The 15,600-nt window shown below is 58.1% G+C and carries 12 protein-coding genes; 5 read left to right on the top strand and 7 right to left on the bottom strand.

Going from position 1 to position 15,600, the window contains the following annotated elements:
• Nucleotides 1-8 precede the first annotated feature (8 nt).
• Together xylB and tal are read right to left on the bottom strand one after the other, a co-directional pair.
• Nucleotides 9-1,508, bottom strand: a complete 1,500-nt coding sequence (xylB, locus tag GNX18_RS11795; protein WP_166218323.1) for a xylulokinase — start codon at nucleotides 1,506-1,508, stop codon at nucleotides 9-11.
• Nucleotides 1,509-2,480 carry a transaldolase gene (gene tal, locus GNX18_RS11790; RefSeq protein WP_138235067.1) on the bottom strand — a complete coding sequence of 324 codons (972 nt, stop codon included), beginning with the start codon at nucleotides 2,478-2,480 and terminating at the stop codon, nucleotides 1,509-1,511.
• Between the two features lie 528 nt (nucleotides 2,481-3,008).
• On the opposite strand from tal, the gene rrtA reads away from it, so the two are divergent.
• Entirely contained in the window at nucleotides 3,009-3,662 is a 654-nt protein-coding gene (gene rrtA, locus GNX18_RS11785; RefSeq protein WP_166218320.1) for a rhombosortase, read from the top strand.
• Nucleotides 3,663-3,666: 4 nt separating this feature from the next.
• Here the strand turns inward: rrtA and GNX18_RS11780 are convergent, their stop codons facing one another.
• The gene (locus GNX18_RS11780) at nucleotides 3,667-6,900 is read right to left on the bottom strand and encodes a DEAD/DEAH box helicase (protein WP_166218317.1); all 3,234 of its coding nucleotides are present in this window, start codon (nucleotides 6,898-6,900) and stop codon (nucleotides 3,667-3,669) included.
• A 190-nt stretch (nucleotides 6,901-7,090) separates the two neighbouring features.
• Between GNX18_RS11780 and GNX18_RS11775 the strand changes: the two genes are divergently transcribed.
• From GNX18_RS11775 to GNX18_RS11765, 3 genes are all read left to right on the top strand, one after another.
• A complete protein-coding gene (locus tag GNX18_RS11775; RefSeq protein ID WP_138235064.1) occupies nucleotides 7,091-7,891 on the top strand; it encodes a DUF3298 and DUF4163 domain-containing protein in 801 nt (266 codons plus the stop codon).
• 1 nt (nucleotide 7,892) lies between these two features.
• Entirely contained in the window at nucleotides 7,893-9,110 is a 1,218-nt protein-coding gene (locus GNX18_RS11770; RefSeq protein WP_138235063.1) for an MFS transporter, read from the top strand.
• A gap of 186 nt (nucleotides 9,111-9,296) precedes the next feature.
• On the top strand, nucleotides 9,297-11,861 hold the full coding sequence (locus GNX18_RS11765) for an arylsulfatase (RefSeq protein ID WP_205827896.1): 2,565 nt from the start codon (nucleotides 9,297-9,299) through the stop codon (nucleotides 11,859-11,861).
• Between the two features lie 38 nt (nucleotides 11,862-11,899).
• On the opposite strand, the gene GNX18_RS11760 is transcribed toward GNX18_RS11765, so the two are convergent.
• Nucleotides 11,900-12,250, bottom strand: a complete 351-nt coding sequence (locus GNX18_RS11760; RefSeq protein ID WP_166218311.1) for a DUF2200 domain-containing protein — start codon at nucleotides 12,248-12,250, stop codon at nucleotides 11,900-11,902.
• Between the two features lie 347 nt (nucleotides 12,251-12,597).
• On the opposite strand from GNX18_RS11760, the gene GNX18_RS11755 reads away from it, so the two are divergent.
• On the top strand, nucleotides 12,598-12,795 hold the full coding sequence (locus tag GNX18_RS11755; RefSeq protein WP_166218308.1) for a hypothetical protein: 198 nt from the start codon (nucleotides 12,598-12,600) through the stop codon (nucleotides 12,793-12,795).
• Between the two features lie 447 nt (nucleotides 12,796-13,242).
• Here GNX18_RS11755 and GNX18_RS11750 read toward each other — a convergent pair whose 3' ends face one another.
• From GNX18_RS11750 to GNX18_RS11740, 3 genes are read right to left on the bottom strand one after another with little or no spacing between them, the layout of a single operon-like run.
• Nucleotides 13,243-13,725 (bottom strand): type II toxin-antitoxin system death-on-curing family toxin, encoded by a 483-nt coding sequence (locus tag GNX18_RS11750; RefSeq protein WP_166218305.1) that lies wholly within the window; start codon nucleotides 13,723-13,725, stop codon nucleotides 13,243-13,245.
• A gap of 16 nt (nucleotides 13,726-13,741) precedes the next feature.
• On the bottom strand, nucleotides 13,742-14,794 hold the full coding sequence (locus GNX18_RS11745) for a DNA-binding protein (protein ID WP_240913988.1): 1,053 nt from the start codon (nucleotides 14,792-14,794) through the stop codon (nucleotides 13,742-13,744).
• Nucleotides 14,766-15,599 carry an ATP F0F1 synthase synthase gene (locus GNX18_RS11740; protein WP_166218303.1) on the bottom strand — a complete coding sequence of 278 codons (834 nt, stop codon included), beginning with the start codon at nucleotides 15,597-15,599 and terminating at the stop codon, nucleotides 14,766-14,768. Before GNX18_RS11740 ends, GNX18_RS11745 begins: the two co-directional genes overlap by 29 nt.
• Nucleotide 15,600 lies beyond the last annotated feature (1 nt).

Raw genomic sequence — 15,600 nt, 5'->3', positions numbered from 1 at the left:
CTCCAGAGTTATTCGACTGGTTGTACGCTCGGATACTGCTGGCTGAGCAGTTCCAGAAATGATTGGTAGTGGGTTTGGTAAGCCGCTGAGGATTCTGCATCCGGGGCGCAGCCAAGACTCGTATCCACGGCCAGGTGTTCCTCGGTCAGCGCGGCGAGGTCCGCGTTTTCGCTGCAGGCCCAAAGTGCCTGCATGGCGGCGCCAAAGGCGGCACCTTCCTGCTGTGCAGGTACTTCCACCGGCAGGTTGAACACATCCGCAATCATCTGCCGCCAATGCGGACTTTTGGCTCCACCGCCGGTGAGGCGGATGGCAGTGAATGTCTGCCCTGCACGGGCGAAGGCATCAAGGCCGCGGCGCAGGGTAAACGTCGCGCCCTCCATCGCTGCGCGATAGAGATTGGCCGGCGTCATGTTGCTGTCGTTCAGGCCGTGCAGGCTGGCGCGGGCGTGAGGCAGATTGGGGATGCGCTCGCCGTTGTAGAACGGCAGGCTTTGTATGCCGCCGGCACCGGGTGTGGATGCCGCCAGCAGCGCCTCGCATTCCTCAATGGATTTCCCCAGCGCCTTGCGCGTGCGCTCTGTGGCCACGGTGCAATTCATGGTGCACAGCAGCGGCAACCAGCCGCCGGAGGAGGAGCAAAAGGCGGCGAGTTCACTGCCCGGATCGATGGCCGGGGCGTCGCTGTGGGCGAAGAGGGTGCCGGAAGTGCCGAGACTCAGGGTCAGCACGCCGGGGGTTACTGAACCGGTGCCAAACGCAGCCATCATATTGTCGCCACCGCCGGTGGAGACTTTTACACCGGTTGGCAGGCCGAATTCGGCGCGCGCGGTTTCGCCTAGTGGAACCGTGGCATTGGCTTCCAGCAGCGGCGGCAACATTGGCAGTAGATCGCGCTCGGGGTCGAGTGCCTGCAGCATATCGCGGTCGTATTCCCGGCGCAGAATATTCAGGTAGCCGGTGCCGGAGGCGTCGCCGTACTCGGTGAAGATTTTTCCTGTGAGATGGAAATTCAGATAATCGTGGGGCAGCAGGATATGCGCGAGCTCCCCATAGGCCTGTGGATTATTTTTCTTCAGCCACAGGATCTTGGAAATCGTATAACCCGGCAGTATCGGGTTGCCCACCGCGTCGATGCAGCGCTCCACGCCGCCAAAGCGCTCGGTAATTTCCGCACACTCGGCGATGGTGCTGGTGTCGCACCAGAGTTTTACCGGCGCGATCACTTCTCCGTTCTTGTTCAGCGGCACAAAACCGTGTTGTTGTCCGGATACGCCAATGCCGCGCACACGGCGTTTGATGTCATCCGGCAGCTCGCTCATGCACTGGCGCAAAGCGGCGAGCCACCACTCGGCCAGCTGCTCGCGACTGCCGTCGTCGCGGCTGATCAGCTCCAGAGGTGCGGCGGAAACGTGCAGGATTTTTTTCAGTCCGGCGTCGTAGGCCAGCAGCTTAAGACTCTGGGTACCGGCATCTATGCCCAGAAACACCTGTTCTTGCGCTCGCATTTACACCGCCTCCAGATTTTTGGCGCGGGCCTGCAGCTGGCTTTCCAGTGCGTACTGGTCGGCTACGAATTTGCGGATGCCTTCACCGAGTTTTTCGTGGGCCATGGCATCGTCGTTGTGTTCGAAGCGGAAATCGCACTCTGAGATTGGCGCCGCGGCGCAACCCGCATCTGCGCTTGTCGTCAGCGCGCGTGGCAACGGTCCCTTGTCTTCGGCGAGTTGTGCCAGCAGATCGGGGCTGATGGTGAGGCTGTCGCAGCCGGCCAACGCTTCGATTTGACCGGTGTTGCGGAAGCTCGCTCCCATGACGGTGGTGCGGTAACCGTGCTCTTTGTAAAAGTGGTAAATGCGGCGCACGGACTGTACGCCCGGATCCTGCTCCGGCGCGAAGCTGGTGGCGTCGGTGTTGTGCAGATACCAGTCAAGAATCCGTCCCACAAATGGAGAGATCAGGGTAACGCCGGCATCGGCGCAGGCGCGCGCCTGAGCGAAGCTGAACAGCAGGGTGAGATTGCAGTGGACACCCTCGCGCTCGAGAATTTCCGCCGCCTTGATACCCTCCCAGGTAGAGGCAATCTTGATCAGCACCCGCTCCGGTGCCACGCCCATTTGCGCGTACAGGTCCATAAGCCGGCGGGCACGTTCCAGCGTTGCCGCGCTGTCGAAGGAGAGCCGGGCATCCACCTCGGTGGAAATGCGCCCGGGCACGATCTGCAGAATCTCGCGGCCGATACTGGCGGCCAGGTGATCGCAGCAGAGCCCGACCTGTTCACTGTCGCTGCCGCCCTGTTTTGCGGCAAACGCGATGGCGCGCTCGATCAGCGGTTGGTATTCCGCCTGTTGTGCGGCTTTCAGCAGCAGGGAAGGGTTGGTGGTGGCATCCAGCGGGGTGAACTGGCGGATGGCGTTGATGTCACCGGTGTCCGCCACTACAGCGGTCATTGCCCGCAATTGACTGAGTTTGTCCATGATTTATTTGCTTTCCCCATCTCTCGCGCAATTCCGGTTGGTGTTCCCAATCCAGAAATGTAAACGTTTTCATTTTGCGTAGTTTGCCCCAGCTGAGGCGGGAATACCAGAGGAAGAGGGTGCGGGATTTCATAATGCGCAACGATTACATCTATCAAGGTGGTCATTTTGATAGTTTTCGATAGTTATTGTTGATCTGGGCCAGAGATTTATTTGATTTCAACTATGTCTACCCTCGGATTACCTTTTCCCCGTACCTCAACAACCAATAGGAAAAACAGGATGAAAAGTCGAATCGCAGAAGCCGCGCAAACGCCGGTGCTTGAGTGCAACTACGCAGACAACTACTACGGTGATCAGGTGTGTGTGCTGAAAAAGCCGTAACCGGGCTGGTTACCAGGCTTCTGCTGCGCGCGCTGAACAACCATGCATTGCTGCGGGAGCCCGGGGAGGAGGTGGGAAGGAAATTGCTATTCCGGCGCCGCTCGCCGATAGTGCGTATCGACACTGACTGCCCGATACGTTGACTCAATGACCAGACCGCCGAAACCATTTCTCCCCGGCCGTGGCTTTGGCGGCCCGCTGCTGCTGGTGCTGATCTGTGGCCTGCTGCAGATGCTGCAGGGAATGTGCCCGGACTGGTTCCTCTACGATCGCGGCGCGATCAGTCATGGACAGTGGTGGCGCCTGCTCAGCGGGCATCTGGTCCATACCAATGCGGCGCACCTGATGCTGAACGGTGCCGGGGTGATTGCACTCTGGTTTGTGTTCGGCCGCAATGTGTTATTGGGCGCGCGCTACGCGGTAGGGAAATATCTCGGCCTCGTGGCTCTGCTGTCGATAGCGATCAGTGCCGGGCTCTGGTCGTGGTTTCCCGATGTGGAGTACTACTACGGTCTTTCCGGTGCGCTGCACGGGGTGTTCTGCCTTGGCGCGGTGGGCGATCTGTCCCAGCGCCGCTGGTCCGGCGCACTGTTGCTGGCGGGCTGCGCACTCAAGGTGGCGTGGGAGTGGGTTGTGGGTCCGAGCGCGGCGACCGGCGCATTGATCGAGGCGGAAGTCGCGATTTCCAGTCATCTGCTCGGGGCACTGCTCGGCACATTGCTGGGGTTAGTGCTGTGGATGCGCCAGGCCCGGACTGCCCCACCGATCCGCCGTGCCGATGGCGCACGGTCTCAACAGTAGGGAGTCACGACAACAGCGCCAGTAAATCCTCACTGCTGCCCGGCAGCTTGCTGGATTTGGTCGCGTCAAACAGGGAGTCTGCCAGTGCCTGCTTCTGTTGCTGCATCTGATTGATACGCTCCTCCACGGTGTTCTCCGCCACCAGCTTGTAGACGAACACCGGTTTGTCCTGGCCGATGCGGTAGGCGCGGTCGGTGGCCTGGTTCTCCACCGCGGGGTTCCACCACGGGTCCATGTGGATGACCACATCGGCGGCGGTGAGGTTGAGGCCGGCGCCGCCGGCCTTGAGGCTGATCAAGAACACACGCACCTCGCCACTCTGGAAGCGGTCGATGGCGTCCTGCCGTTTGCGGGTTTGGCCGGTGAGTTTGGTGTAGTCGATGTTCTGCGCCGCGAGCTGCTCCTCGATCAGCTTCAGCACCTGGGTGAACTGGGAGAAGATCAGGATGCTGCGGCCTTCTTCCAGCAGCTGCGGCAGGGTTTCGGCAAGCCATTCCAGCTTGGCGCTTTCCCGGATGTTCGCGGCCTTGTCCAGTTTGACCAGGCGCGGGTCGATACAGGCCTGGCGAAGTTTCAGCAGTGCGTCGAGAAACTCGATATGGCTTTTCGCCATGCCCTGGCTCGCGACCAGATCGCGGATGCGCTTTTCCATGCTCGCGCGCACGCTTTCGTACAGTGCGCGCTGTTTGTCTGCCAATTCCACGTATTGAATGCTTTCGGTTTTCGGCGGCAGCTCTTTCACCACTTCGGTCTTGGTGCGCCGCAGCATGAACGGGCTGACCTTGCGCGCCAGTTCCCGCTGGCGCTCCACATCGCCGTCGTTCTCGATCGGATTGCGGTAGAGTCGGTTGAATGTCTTGCGCCCGCCCAACAGCCCGGGCAGTGCGAAGTCCATCAGCGACCACAGTTCCCCCAGATGATTTTCCAGCGGTGTACCGGAGAGGCACAGGCGGAATGTGCTTTTGATGGCGCGCACACACTCGGCGATTTTGGTGGTGGGGTTTTTGATGGCCTGGGCTTCATCCAGCACCATCAGGCTGAATTTGCGTTTGTCGTAGCGGGCCTTGTCGCGCACCAGAAGTGGGTAGGTAGTGATGACCAGATCGCTTTTGGCGATCTGCTTGAAGGCGGGATCGCGGTTCGGGCCGTGGACCAGGGTGACCTTCAGCTCAGGTGCAAACTGTGCCGCCTCGTGCATCCAGTTGCCGGTGAGGCTGGTGGGTGCCACCACCAGTGCCGGCTTCTTCAGCTGGCCGGATTCTTTCATATGCTGAATCAGCGCCAGCGTCTGCAGGGTTTTGCCGAGACCCATATCGTCCGCGAGAATGCCGCCGAAACCATAGCGCTGTAAAAATGCCAGCCAGTTCAGCCCTTCCTGCTGATAGCCGCGCAGGTTGGCATTGAGACTGCGCGGGGCGGGAATTTTTTCCAGGCCGGAGAAGTCGCGCAGCGATCGTGCCAGTTTGCGGGTGAGCGGTGCCTTGCGCTGGTCGAGATCGGGGAACTCCTCCAGTTGCCCGGCCTGGAAGGCGGGCAGCCTGATCGGCCCATCGAGCTTTTTCTGCTGCAGCAGATCCACCAGCAGGCTGCGAATGCTCTGCAGTGGCCGGGTGTCGACCTGCACCCAGTCCCCCTCCAGGTTCAGGGTCAATTCGTCCGGGGTACCGGACTCCAGCCAGTGCTCCAGCAGGGCGGCCGTCGGCAACCGGGTGCCGTCGGCCAGAGTCAGATCGAGCCCGAGTTCAAACCAGTGGTTGGGGGCATCTGCGACACTGAACGCGAAATTCGCGCGCTTGATATTGAAGGCGTAGCTGGGATCGGTGTCGATGATCCAGCCGCGCTGCTCCAGCTCACGCAATCCGTTGTCGAGAAAGGCGTTCCAAAGTGGCGGGACCTCGTCGGGGCCGTGGGCATCGGGAAACCAGATTTCCTCGTGGCCGCCCAGCTCCTCGTACATGAGGACCAGGCCCATCTGGTGAATTTCGTCGCAGCAGTCGTGCTCCGCGGCGATGTCGCGGTGGATCAGGTAGTGGTGTCCGTCGCGTTCCAGAAGCTCTTCCCCGCCGGTAAACGCATGGCTGTACGGGGCTGGCAGGCTGATTCCCGCGTAATCGAACTGCAGCTTGAGGGCCGGCAGCCGAAAATTCTGCAGCTCGCAGCCAACCAGTGTTATCCGCGGGGTGAAGGTGTTGACCTCGGTGAGCGCGGGTTCCACCGGCAGCGGCAGCTGGTCCTGTGGGATCAGCTGGCGCAGCTGCAGCGACATCCGGGTGAACTCGGTTTCCGCCACCGGCGGCATGGCCATCAGGTGAGGGAGCTGGTTGCTGGCCACCGGGGTGAGGATATCGCCGATGGTTGCGCCTTCCATATCCAGATAGCACGGCGGCGTGACCGGAATGGGCAGCCAGTGCGCGGCGTCCGCCATTCCTTCCAATTCCGCGGCCAGTTGCCGCTGCTGGTGTTCAAGTTTCCGCCATTGCCACTGCAGGGTTCTGGCGGGGCCGCGCTGGATGGCGTCTTCGTCGAGATAGAAGCGCCCGCAGTTCAATAGGTGCACCAGCGCGCGATGGCCGGACTCGCCGCGCAGCTCCAGCTGCCCGGTCGCATTGGCACGGGACAGCAGTTGCAGGATATTGACGTCGTCATCGCGCAGGTGGCTGGGGCGGTTCCAGCTAAGGTTACTGGTATCGGGCTGGTAATAGCGCAACTGGCTCCAGCTGCCGTCTTTTTTCAGGTAGCCCTTGCGGATATTGAGCCGCAACCGCGGCGGAGAAAAGCGCGTGTCGGGTTCCAGAAAATACACCAGGTAGTGGCGCCCGTTTTCCAGTGGCTCCGGCTCCCGCTGCGGTGCCGGCGGCAGATCCGCCAGCCACTGCTGCCAGCCTTCGGCGCTATGCGCCTTCTGTACGCCGGGAACCGGCGGCGCCGCGGGGGCGAACAGGTCCAGTGTGCTTTCGGCAATCCGCGCATCCTGATGCAGCTTCAGCGCCGTGGCTACGGCGTGTTTGCAATTGAGCCCGACCGGGCAGGAACAGAGGCCTACCAGCAGGCCGCGCTCCACGTCCAGTTCCACCCGGTACACATACCGGGCCGAACCCTTCACTGTGCCGCGATAAATATCCGCTTCGTCGTCATAAGACGCGTTCAGCACGCGCCCGCGATCAAAGTAATCCTGGCCGCGGGCAAATGTGCGGGGATCGGTCATTTTGCGGATATCGCTGATGGTGAACGTAATCAAGCAGCACTCCGGGAATACGGAAGAAAACTTCGCAAGCGCGGGGGAGGGGCTGCGCAATTGCGCTCGGCCCCGATTGCAAACCGCGCACTCTACCATGCTGCGCAGGGGGATTGAACGCGGTAGCGGGGTTCGATGCGTCTGTGCAAAGGAGTATGCTGTGGCGTCCGCCAACAGGAATGAGGAACTCTGAATGGACACTCTGAATCGCCTTGGGATGCAATCTCGGCTTGCCACTACGACGGCCGTGCTGTGGGCCCTGCTGGCGCTGATCGCCTGTGACAAACGCGAACCCGCGCGCGCGGCGCCCCTGGCCTCAAATGTAGAGACGCGGGAATGGCGCACACCGGGCTGCGATGCCGAAGAGCGCTGCACTTCCGTAGTGATAAAGCGCGAAGTGTTTGCCGAGCGCCCAGCGCTCAACGATGCGGTGCGCGTGCAATTGCTTGAGCAGTTGCAGGGCAATGGCGAGGCGCCGGGCTCCACTGCCAGCAACTTCGAACAAGTGGCGAAAGCATTTATCGCTGACGCTGCGGAGGCCTCCGAAATATCCAGCGCGGCCTGGCAGCTGACCGGCGATGCCAAGAAGCTTGCGCTGCACGACAACCTGCTCACCGTTGCCATCAGCAGTTATATATACAGCGGAGGCGCCCATGGAATGCCGGTAACCCACTGGCTAAACTGGGACCTGGCGGAGAATCGGCAAGTTGCGCTTGCCGATGTGATAGCACCGGGTGCGGAGGAGCGGTTCTGGTCGCTGGCGCAGACTGCCCACAAGCAGTGGATGGAGGCGCAGGAGGTAGACGTGGACTTCCGCGAGAACTGGCCCTTTGTGCGCAGTGACGATTTCCGGCTCACCGATAGCGGGCTGAAATTGCTCTATGGCGTTTACACCCTCGCCCCCTATTCCATGGGCGAGATTGAACTGACCTTGCCGCGGGAAAAGCTTACAGGCTTGCTTCGCGAACCCTATCTGTCCGAGCCAGAAAACTGATATGCAGGAATTAAGCGCGCGCGAACAGCGCAATAACATTTGGCGGCTCGCTGTCGCTCAGGCACTGGCTGGGGCGAACTCCGTGGTTGCTTACGCCACCGGTGCCATTGTCGGTAACAATCTGGCGCCGACGCCGCTGCTGGCAACGCTGCCGCTGTCGATCTTTGTGGTGGGTATGGCCCTGTGCATTTTACCCGTGGGGGCAATTGCCGGGCGCTACGGTCGCCGCGCCGCGTTTCTGAGCGGCGCCGGCGCCGGTGTACTCGCCGGGCTGCTGGCGGTGGTTGCAGTGTATGTGGATGGGGCGAGCGGCTTCTGGCTGTTCTGTTTGTCGACGTTTTTCGGTGGCGCCTATGCCGCGGTGGTGCTGTCTTTCCGCTTTGCCGCGGCGGATGCGGTGGAACCCGCGCGCAAGGCACAGGCGCTGTCGATGGTAATGGCCGGTGGCGTGGCCGCGGGCGTCGTAGGTCCGCAGTTGGTCAACTGGACCATGGACCTGATGCCACAGCCGATGTTTGTCGCCACCTTTTATGCGCAGGCCGCCGTTGCGGCGCTATCAGCATTCATTTTGATTGGGGTGCGCCTGCCCAGGCCGGTCGCCACGGCGCACCGCGGCGGGCGTCCTCTGGCTGTCATCGTGCGGCAACCGCGCTTTATCGCCGCCGCCACCTGCGGGGCCATCTCCTACACACTGATGAACTTTCTCATGACCGCCGCCCCGCTCGCCATGCACATGCACGGACACTCCACCGCGTCGTCCAATCTCGGGCTGCAGTGGCATGTGATTGCGATGTTCGCGCCGAGTTTTTTCACCGGCAAATTCATTGCGCGCTTCGGCGCCGAGCGTGTGATGCTGTTGGGGTTACTGTTGATCGGCGTCTCCGCGGCGGTGGGTCTTATGGGCGCGCAGGTGCCGCACTTCTGGTGGACACTGATTCTGTTGGGGCTGGGTTGGAACTTCGGCTTCCTCGGTGCATCGGCGCTGGTGCTGGAGTGCCACAGCGACGAGGAGAAGACCCGGGTGCAGTCTATGAATGACTTTATCGTGTTTACCCTCATGGCCCTCGGCTCGTTTGCCTCCGGCGGCATCCTGAGTGTGTATGGGTGGAATACCGTACTGTGGGTGTCTTTCCCGCCGCTCGCCATCACCGTCATCGCGCTCGCGATACTGCGGCTGCGCGCCAAGCCCACTCCCTCTCCGGCGGAACCCGTCGGCTGAAACGGACCCTGTAGTGGATGACTGCCGCAGGGTTTTCTCTCCGCCATGTCCGCTCCCTGCTCGTTGACCATTGCGACGGTATCGTGCCCGATTGGTAGTAGCAGGCAATCTGTTAACTAGCCTTATAGGGGGCGCATACCGCCAACCCTTTTTCATATGTTGGTAAACAGGTTTCGAGGACGGCTCATGAAGCTCATGTCATGGATGGCGGCTATTGCCGCGCTCGCAATCACCATTCCAGTGATGGCACAGCAGGAGACCGGCAAGCCCGGCTCCCCAAGTGCCACCACCACTATTCCCGGTGACCAGCTACCGCCCCCAGCACCAAAATTCGGCGGTGTCATTAAGGAGGGCGCACTGCAATCCACGCCGTGGTGGCCGCCACGGGTGGTGCCGCCGAAAGACGCGCCCAATATCCTGCTGATCATGACCGACGACGCCGGCTTTGCCATCAACAGTGTATTTGGCGGTGTGATTCCGACGCCCTCCATGGAGCGCATTGCCGAAAACGGACTGCGCTACAACCGCATCATGTCCACCGCCCTGTGCTCGCCCACGCGTGCGGCACTGATCACTGGGCGCAACCATCACTCGGTGGGATTCGGCGTTATCGCCGAGCAGGCCACGGGCTTTCCCGGTTACGACAGCGTTATCGGCGTGGACAACGCCACCATAGGCCGCATCCTGCGCGACAACGGCTATGCCACCAGCTGGTTCGGTAAAAACCACAACACGCCCACCTATCAGGCGAGCCAGGTGGGTCCCTTCACGCAATGGCCCACGGGCATGGGCTTTGACTACTTTTACGGTTTTGTCGGCGGCGACGCCAACCAGTGGGGGCCGAACCTGTTCCGCAACACCACGCAAATCTACCCCTGGATCGGTCACGAGGGCAGCCTGAAGATGGACCGCTCGGACCCCAATGCGAAGATCTGGCCGGTCACCGGGAAGGAGCCCTCCTGGAACCTGGTCACCGCCATGGCGGACGATGCCATCGACTGGATGACGCGTATCCACCAGACCGATCCCAGCCAGCCGATCTTCTTGCACTACGTACCCGGCGCAACCCACGCGCCCCATCACCCCACCAAGGAGTGGGTCGATAAAATTCACGCGATGCACCTGTTTGACGACGGCTATGAAAAATTGCGCGAGCGCATTTTCGAAAACCAGAAAAAGCTCGGCGTGATTCCGCCGGATCAGAAGCTCACGCCCTGGCCCAAGGACATACTCCCCCCCTGGGACTCCCTCAGCGAAGACGCCAAGAAACTCTATATTCGCCAGGTGGAAGTGTTCGCGGCCTACGCCGCCTACAACGACCATGAGATCGGCCGCGTGATCCAGGCCTTCGAGGATCTGGGTCGGCTCGACAACACCATCGTCATTTACATCAACGGCGACAACGGCACCAGCGCCGAGGGCGGTCCGGAGGGGACCTTCAGTGAGGTCGCATTTTTCAATGACGTGCTGCCGCCGATCGACGTGCAGATGAAGTATTACGATGCCTGGGGCACCGAGTTTGCCTACAACCATATGTCGGCGGGCTGGTCCTGGGCCTTCGATACCCCGTTCGACTGGTTCAAGCAGAACGCCTCGCGCCTCGGCGGCGTAAACCAGAACATGGTCATCTCATGGCCGAAACGCATTAAGGACAAAGGCGCGCTGCGCCAGCAGTTCACCCACGTCATCGACGTTGTCCCCACGCTTTTGGAAGTCATCGGCATCCCCGCACCCGAGTATGTAGACGGCATCAAACAGAAGCCTATCGAAGGCACCAGCTTTGCCTACACCTTCGACGCGAAAAACGCCAAGGCCGAATCGCGCCATAAAACCCAGTACTTCGAAATGATGGGCCAGTGGGGGCTGTATCATGACGGCTGGCTGCTGAGCACCAAGGTCAACCGCGCACCGTGGCAAGCGTTTGGAGAGGCCAATACCGATCCCCTCAACAACCAGACATTCCAGCTCTACAACCTGAACGAGAGCTGGAACCAGTCGGAAGACATCGCGGCCCAGCATCCGGATAAGGTCAAACAGTTGCGGGCATTGTTTGTTGAAGAGGCCAAAAAATATCAGGTATTCCCAATGAACGCCTCGGTGGCCGCCAGAGTCGCGGCCGAGCGCCCGAGCCTCACCGCCGGCCGCAACGAGCTGGTCTATACAAGGCCGATGACCGGAACCCCCCAGGGCGATGCGCCCTTCCTGCTCAACACCTCCTACACCATCACCGCGGACATCACCGTGCCGGAAGGCGGTGCCGAGGGCATGATCGCCACCTCCGGCGGGCGCTTCGCCGGCTGGGGTTTCTATCTGCTCAAGGGCAAGCCGGTATTCAACTGGAACCTGCTCAACCTCGACTGGGTGAGATGGGAAGCACCGCAGGCGCTTGCGCCGGGCCGCCACACCATCGAGTTCGACTTTGAATACGATGGGCTCGGCCTCGGCACCATTGCCTACAACAGCTTTGCCGGGGTGGGCAAAGGGGGCACCGGCACCCTAAAAGTGGACGGCAAGGTCGTCGCCACCCAGCGCATGGAAAAGACCATCCCCATCATCCTGCAGTGGGACGAGAGCTTCGATATCGGCTCCGACACCATCACCGGTATTGACGACTCCGACTATCTGCCGCCTTTCCCGCTGACCGCGAAACTGAACAAACTGACGATCAATGTCGACCGCCCCGAGTTGTCACCGGAAGACATCAAGAAGCTGGAGGCGGGGATGAAAAAGGCCGGTATGGGGATTCAATAGCGGACACAGAAAGGAAACGTTGAAAATTCTGCGGCAAATTATTGCCGCAGAATTTTTTCCATCGCCTTGCCCTTGCCCAGCTCGTCGATCAACTTGTCCAGATAGCGGATCTTCTGCATCAGCGGATCCTCCACCTCCTCCACCCGCACACCACACACCACGCCCTTGATCAGGCAGGCGTTCGGATGCATCGCCGGTGCCTCGGCGAAGAATATTTCGAAATCGATTTCCCTGGCGATTTGCTGTTGCAATTCCTGTTGATCGTAACCGGTCAGCCATCGGATGATCTCGTCGACTTCTGCTTTGTTGCGGTTCTTGCGCTCGGCTTTCTGTACATACATCGGATAGACTCGCGCGAAGGGCATGGTGAAAATATTATGTCGGGGCATGATCGTTTCCTCCCAGTTTGATCATTCCAATATCGGAAGCAAAAATTCTAGTTTGAAGCTTTCCAGCGCAATTGAGACGTTGGTGTCAATTATCAAAACGGGTGACATTGGCATTTCCAGGGCTTTTCGAATTCTGAGCTTGGGTTGTATCAAAAATTGAGTTAATGGTACTGGTGCATCAGTATTTTGGCGTGATTTATTGCATTCGCCAACCTGCTTGGAGCCGCCGAAGTGAGAATCATGGAGCCGGTTAATGATAGTGTCAGGGCATACTATGTATCTCGTGGTTACAGATCTGTCCCCTCCACAGGAGCGGCAAATTTCCCAGACTATTGTGTGAGGAAACTATGAAAGACAAATCTTCCTATCAAGAACGCCTCAAGAAAATGAAGCAATCTGTTGATGAGAACAAGCACATACTTGAGAGCGATTTCCCTGACGATGTTACGCATATGGGCTCCCCGGATCTCGTCAAGAAATCTGCGGCGGGGGAATTTGACGAAGAGTTTGACGAAGAGTTTGATGGTGATTCAGATGAGGAATAAGGGCGAAGTGACAAGCATGGCCGAAGCTAGGGAGAGGATAGAGACGGTCCTGAAAACGGAGAGAAGGGTTAACCCTCCGCATAATTTTCCGACCAGAACGAGCCCTCTTAGTAACCCGCAGAAAAAGCCGCCCGGCAGTCGATGAAGACGATGATGCCGGAGAGTACTCTCGGCGGCATCCTAAGTCTGTGAAGGCTTATGCAGTGGCCTTTTTCTGTCGCTCTTGTACAGCTGGTCGGTGTACGACACCAGGGCTTCGCCGAGGGCGGTCTTGCGGTCTGTTTTGTTGTCCGCCTTGCGCGGAAATCGCGTCTTGCTCGTACTCTACTTAATGGAGGTCGGAAAGGTTTTTCAATAAAATCTGCTTTAACCTTCGGTGAATAGCAAGAAGGTCGTATATGTTCAGCGAACCCTACTCGTTGAATCGCGCTTGGTACCACGTGATGTCTATTCCTGTTTCATTTGCTTAGCGGCGTCAATAGCTTCAAAGATGGCCAATTTTACTGTTTCGGAATAATCGTCTTCATAAAGCACGGAATTGATAATCTCCTGTAGCAAATCTTTGTCAATTACATTGTCGGCCATCCAGACGGCGATATTTTCCATCTCTTTGACGAAGCGCTTCACTACGTAATCGAAGCCGTTCAATTCGAGAAAGTAGGCGCCCAGAACCAGTGATGAACGTTTGTTGCCGTCGTTAAACGCATGGTGCTTGTTAATGGAAAACACCAGGTGGGTAAGCTTGTCTTCCATCTCTGGGTAGTACAAATCGTTCTGGATATGCTCCAAAGGGCTTTCCAGCTGGCCAATATCTTTGGTACCTGCCAGCCCACCGGAGTGTTCGATGATCCAGTCGTGAACCCTGACAGCATGCTCTGCATCGAAATAGAAAAACCGGATCTCAGTATCTGTACCTATTGAATCATTCATCCCTGCGATCCTTCCACTAGCGATCTTTCAGGCGCTTGAGTACCGCCAGTGTTTCCGGGTCGCTCAATTGTTCTTCCAGTGAGCGACTTTTCTCGCCGAGAAAACGCTCGAAGTCGGCTTCGGGTACGGATTGGATGTAGGTCTTCAGCTTCTCGTGCAGGGCATCGCGAAAACACAAGTCTCTGCTCGCCATTTTGGTTCGCGCGTCTAGGATTAATGGCTTGAACAGGGGATGTTGCTCGAAACCGGTAAACAGGCTCTCGGCTTCTTTTTGGGTGAGTTTGCGGCCTTGTGCCTGGCTGGCGAGTTCCAGCTCGTGGGCGATGCCCGCTTCATAACTGGCAATCAGATTCAGCACTTCCGAATACAGGGTTTCGCGGAGGTTGGCCTTGGTTGCGAGCCTCAGCACCTTTTTATATTCGGCGGCGTTTTCGTGGAAAATGCTTTGGTAGATCAGGTTGGTGAAGCGGGCGTATTTCCAGTGGTTGCCTTCCACATAGTTGTCCAGGGCATCGGTGAACTGGCGCCGGTAGTTCTCTTCCTGCAGCGCGCTGACCATGTAGTTCTCGTCCCGCTGATTGATGAACTTGGTATGCCCGCCCGCGCGCTCGGCCATAACGTCCAGCACGATATCCAGCAGGCGGGAGCGCAGCAGTCGTGCGGGTTCGCTCTCGGTCAGCAACATACCCAGGTTCAACACTGCGCGAAAATTGAACACGCCCAGGGCGCTCACTTTGGTGCCGTAATTCATTACGGTACCATCATCTAACTCTTTGAAATCCTTGAGTTTTTTTCCTTTCAAGACCCGGTAGCCATTGGCTCTGAGCTCGTCCGCATGACTGACCAGATACTTCTCGATGGTGCTGTCACTGACTTCATACAGCGCCATCACCTGCGCCTTGGTAAACACCGTCTCCCCGTCAAAGGCCATGCCACCCAGAGCCAGGTGTCGTTCGGCCTGCTGCAGGGCGTAGCGGTTATTGAGGATATTCTGGCGGTCGTGGGACGACTCTGTGAGGTCTTTAGCCATTTTCAATTGATCAATCCAGTGGTTGTACTGAGTTGGCAATCCTTTTTTCTCGACCAAAAGGTGTTGTGTAAAATCGCTGTTCTATGCCGTAGAGTAAAAACTTTAGTTCATCGTCTGTGGATATTTCGAATTTCTTGTTCTGGCCATCAAACTTCAGCTTTTCGTGACAGTAATCGTTTACGTAGCCGAGCATGTTTGATTTTTCATCATCTGACATAGAAGCTAGAGTCGCCATCGCGAGCGCTATCCGTTTCCTGTTTGGCTTGGAAACTTTTCCAATGTCATAATCATTAGCCAGTTCGATGAACGATTCATCCAGGAATTGTCCAACTTCATCATTAGTTGCCTCCTTGTAGAGCTCATCGATTCCTTTAAATATACTGGAAATGGTTGCCAAATTGCGAAAGATCAGGGTGTCTGATTTCTTGAAATAGACCGCATCGGGAGTTGGGTTTACGACTAACCGGTTCTCGCTTTCTTCTAGCTGCGCAGCTTCGCCGAAGACGAGAGTTTTTCTTTTGATGAACAGTCTTGGAGTGATCTTCTGAAAATAAAAATCGTCCCCCTGTACAGAAAAAAGATAGGCTATTTGAGAGAACTGATCTTTAGTCAGGTCATCGAAGTCTTTTGAATCAAAGTCCTTTTTCAGCAAGTCAATGCAAAAGGCCTGTTGACTAAATTGGTCGATTTTAAACCAGGAATCTTCATCCAAATTATGATCAGGGTTGTAGGCCACGCAGGAATTCAAATCAATGGCCACAGCATCAAAAAGCGCTTCATCGGAAATTAGCTTGAAATGCTGCTTCTTCCTTTTCCCCTTAACTCTGGCAAGTACCTGATCCATC

It is taken from the genome of Microbulbifer sp. SH-1, assembly GCF_011326135.1.
Classification (GTDB): domain Bacteria; phylum Pseudomonadota; class Gammaproteobacteria; order Pseudomonadales; family Cellvibrionaceae; genus Microbulbifer; species Microbulbifer harenosus.
This window is presented reverse-complemented; position numbering and strand designations above follow the sequence as displayed.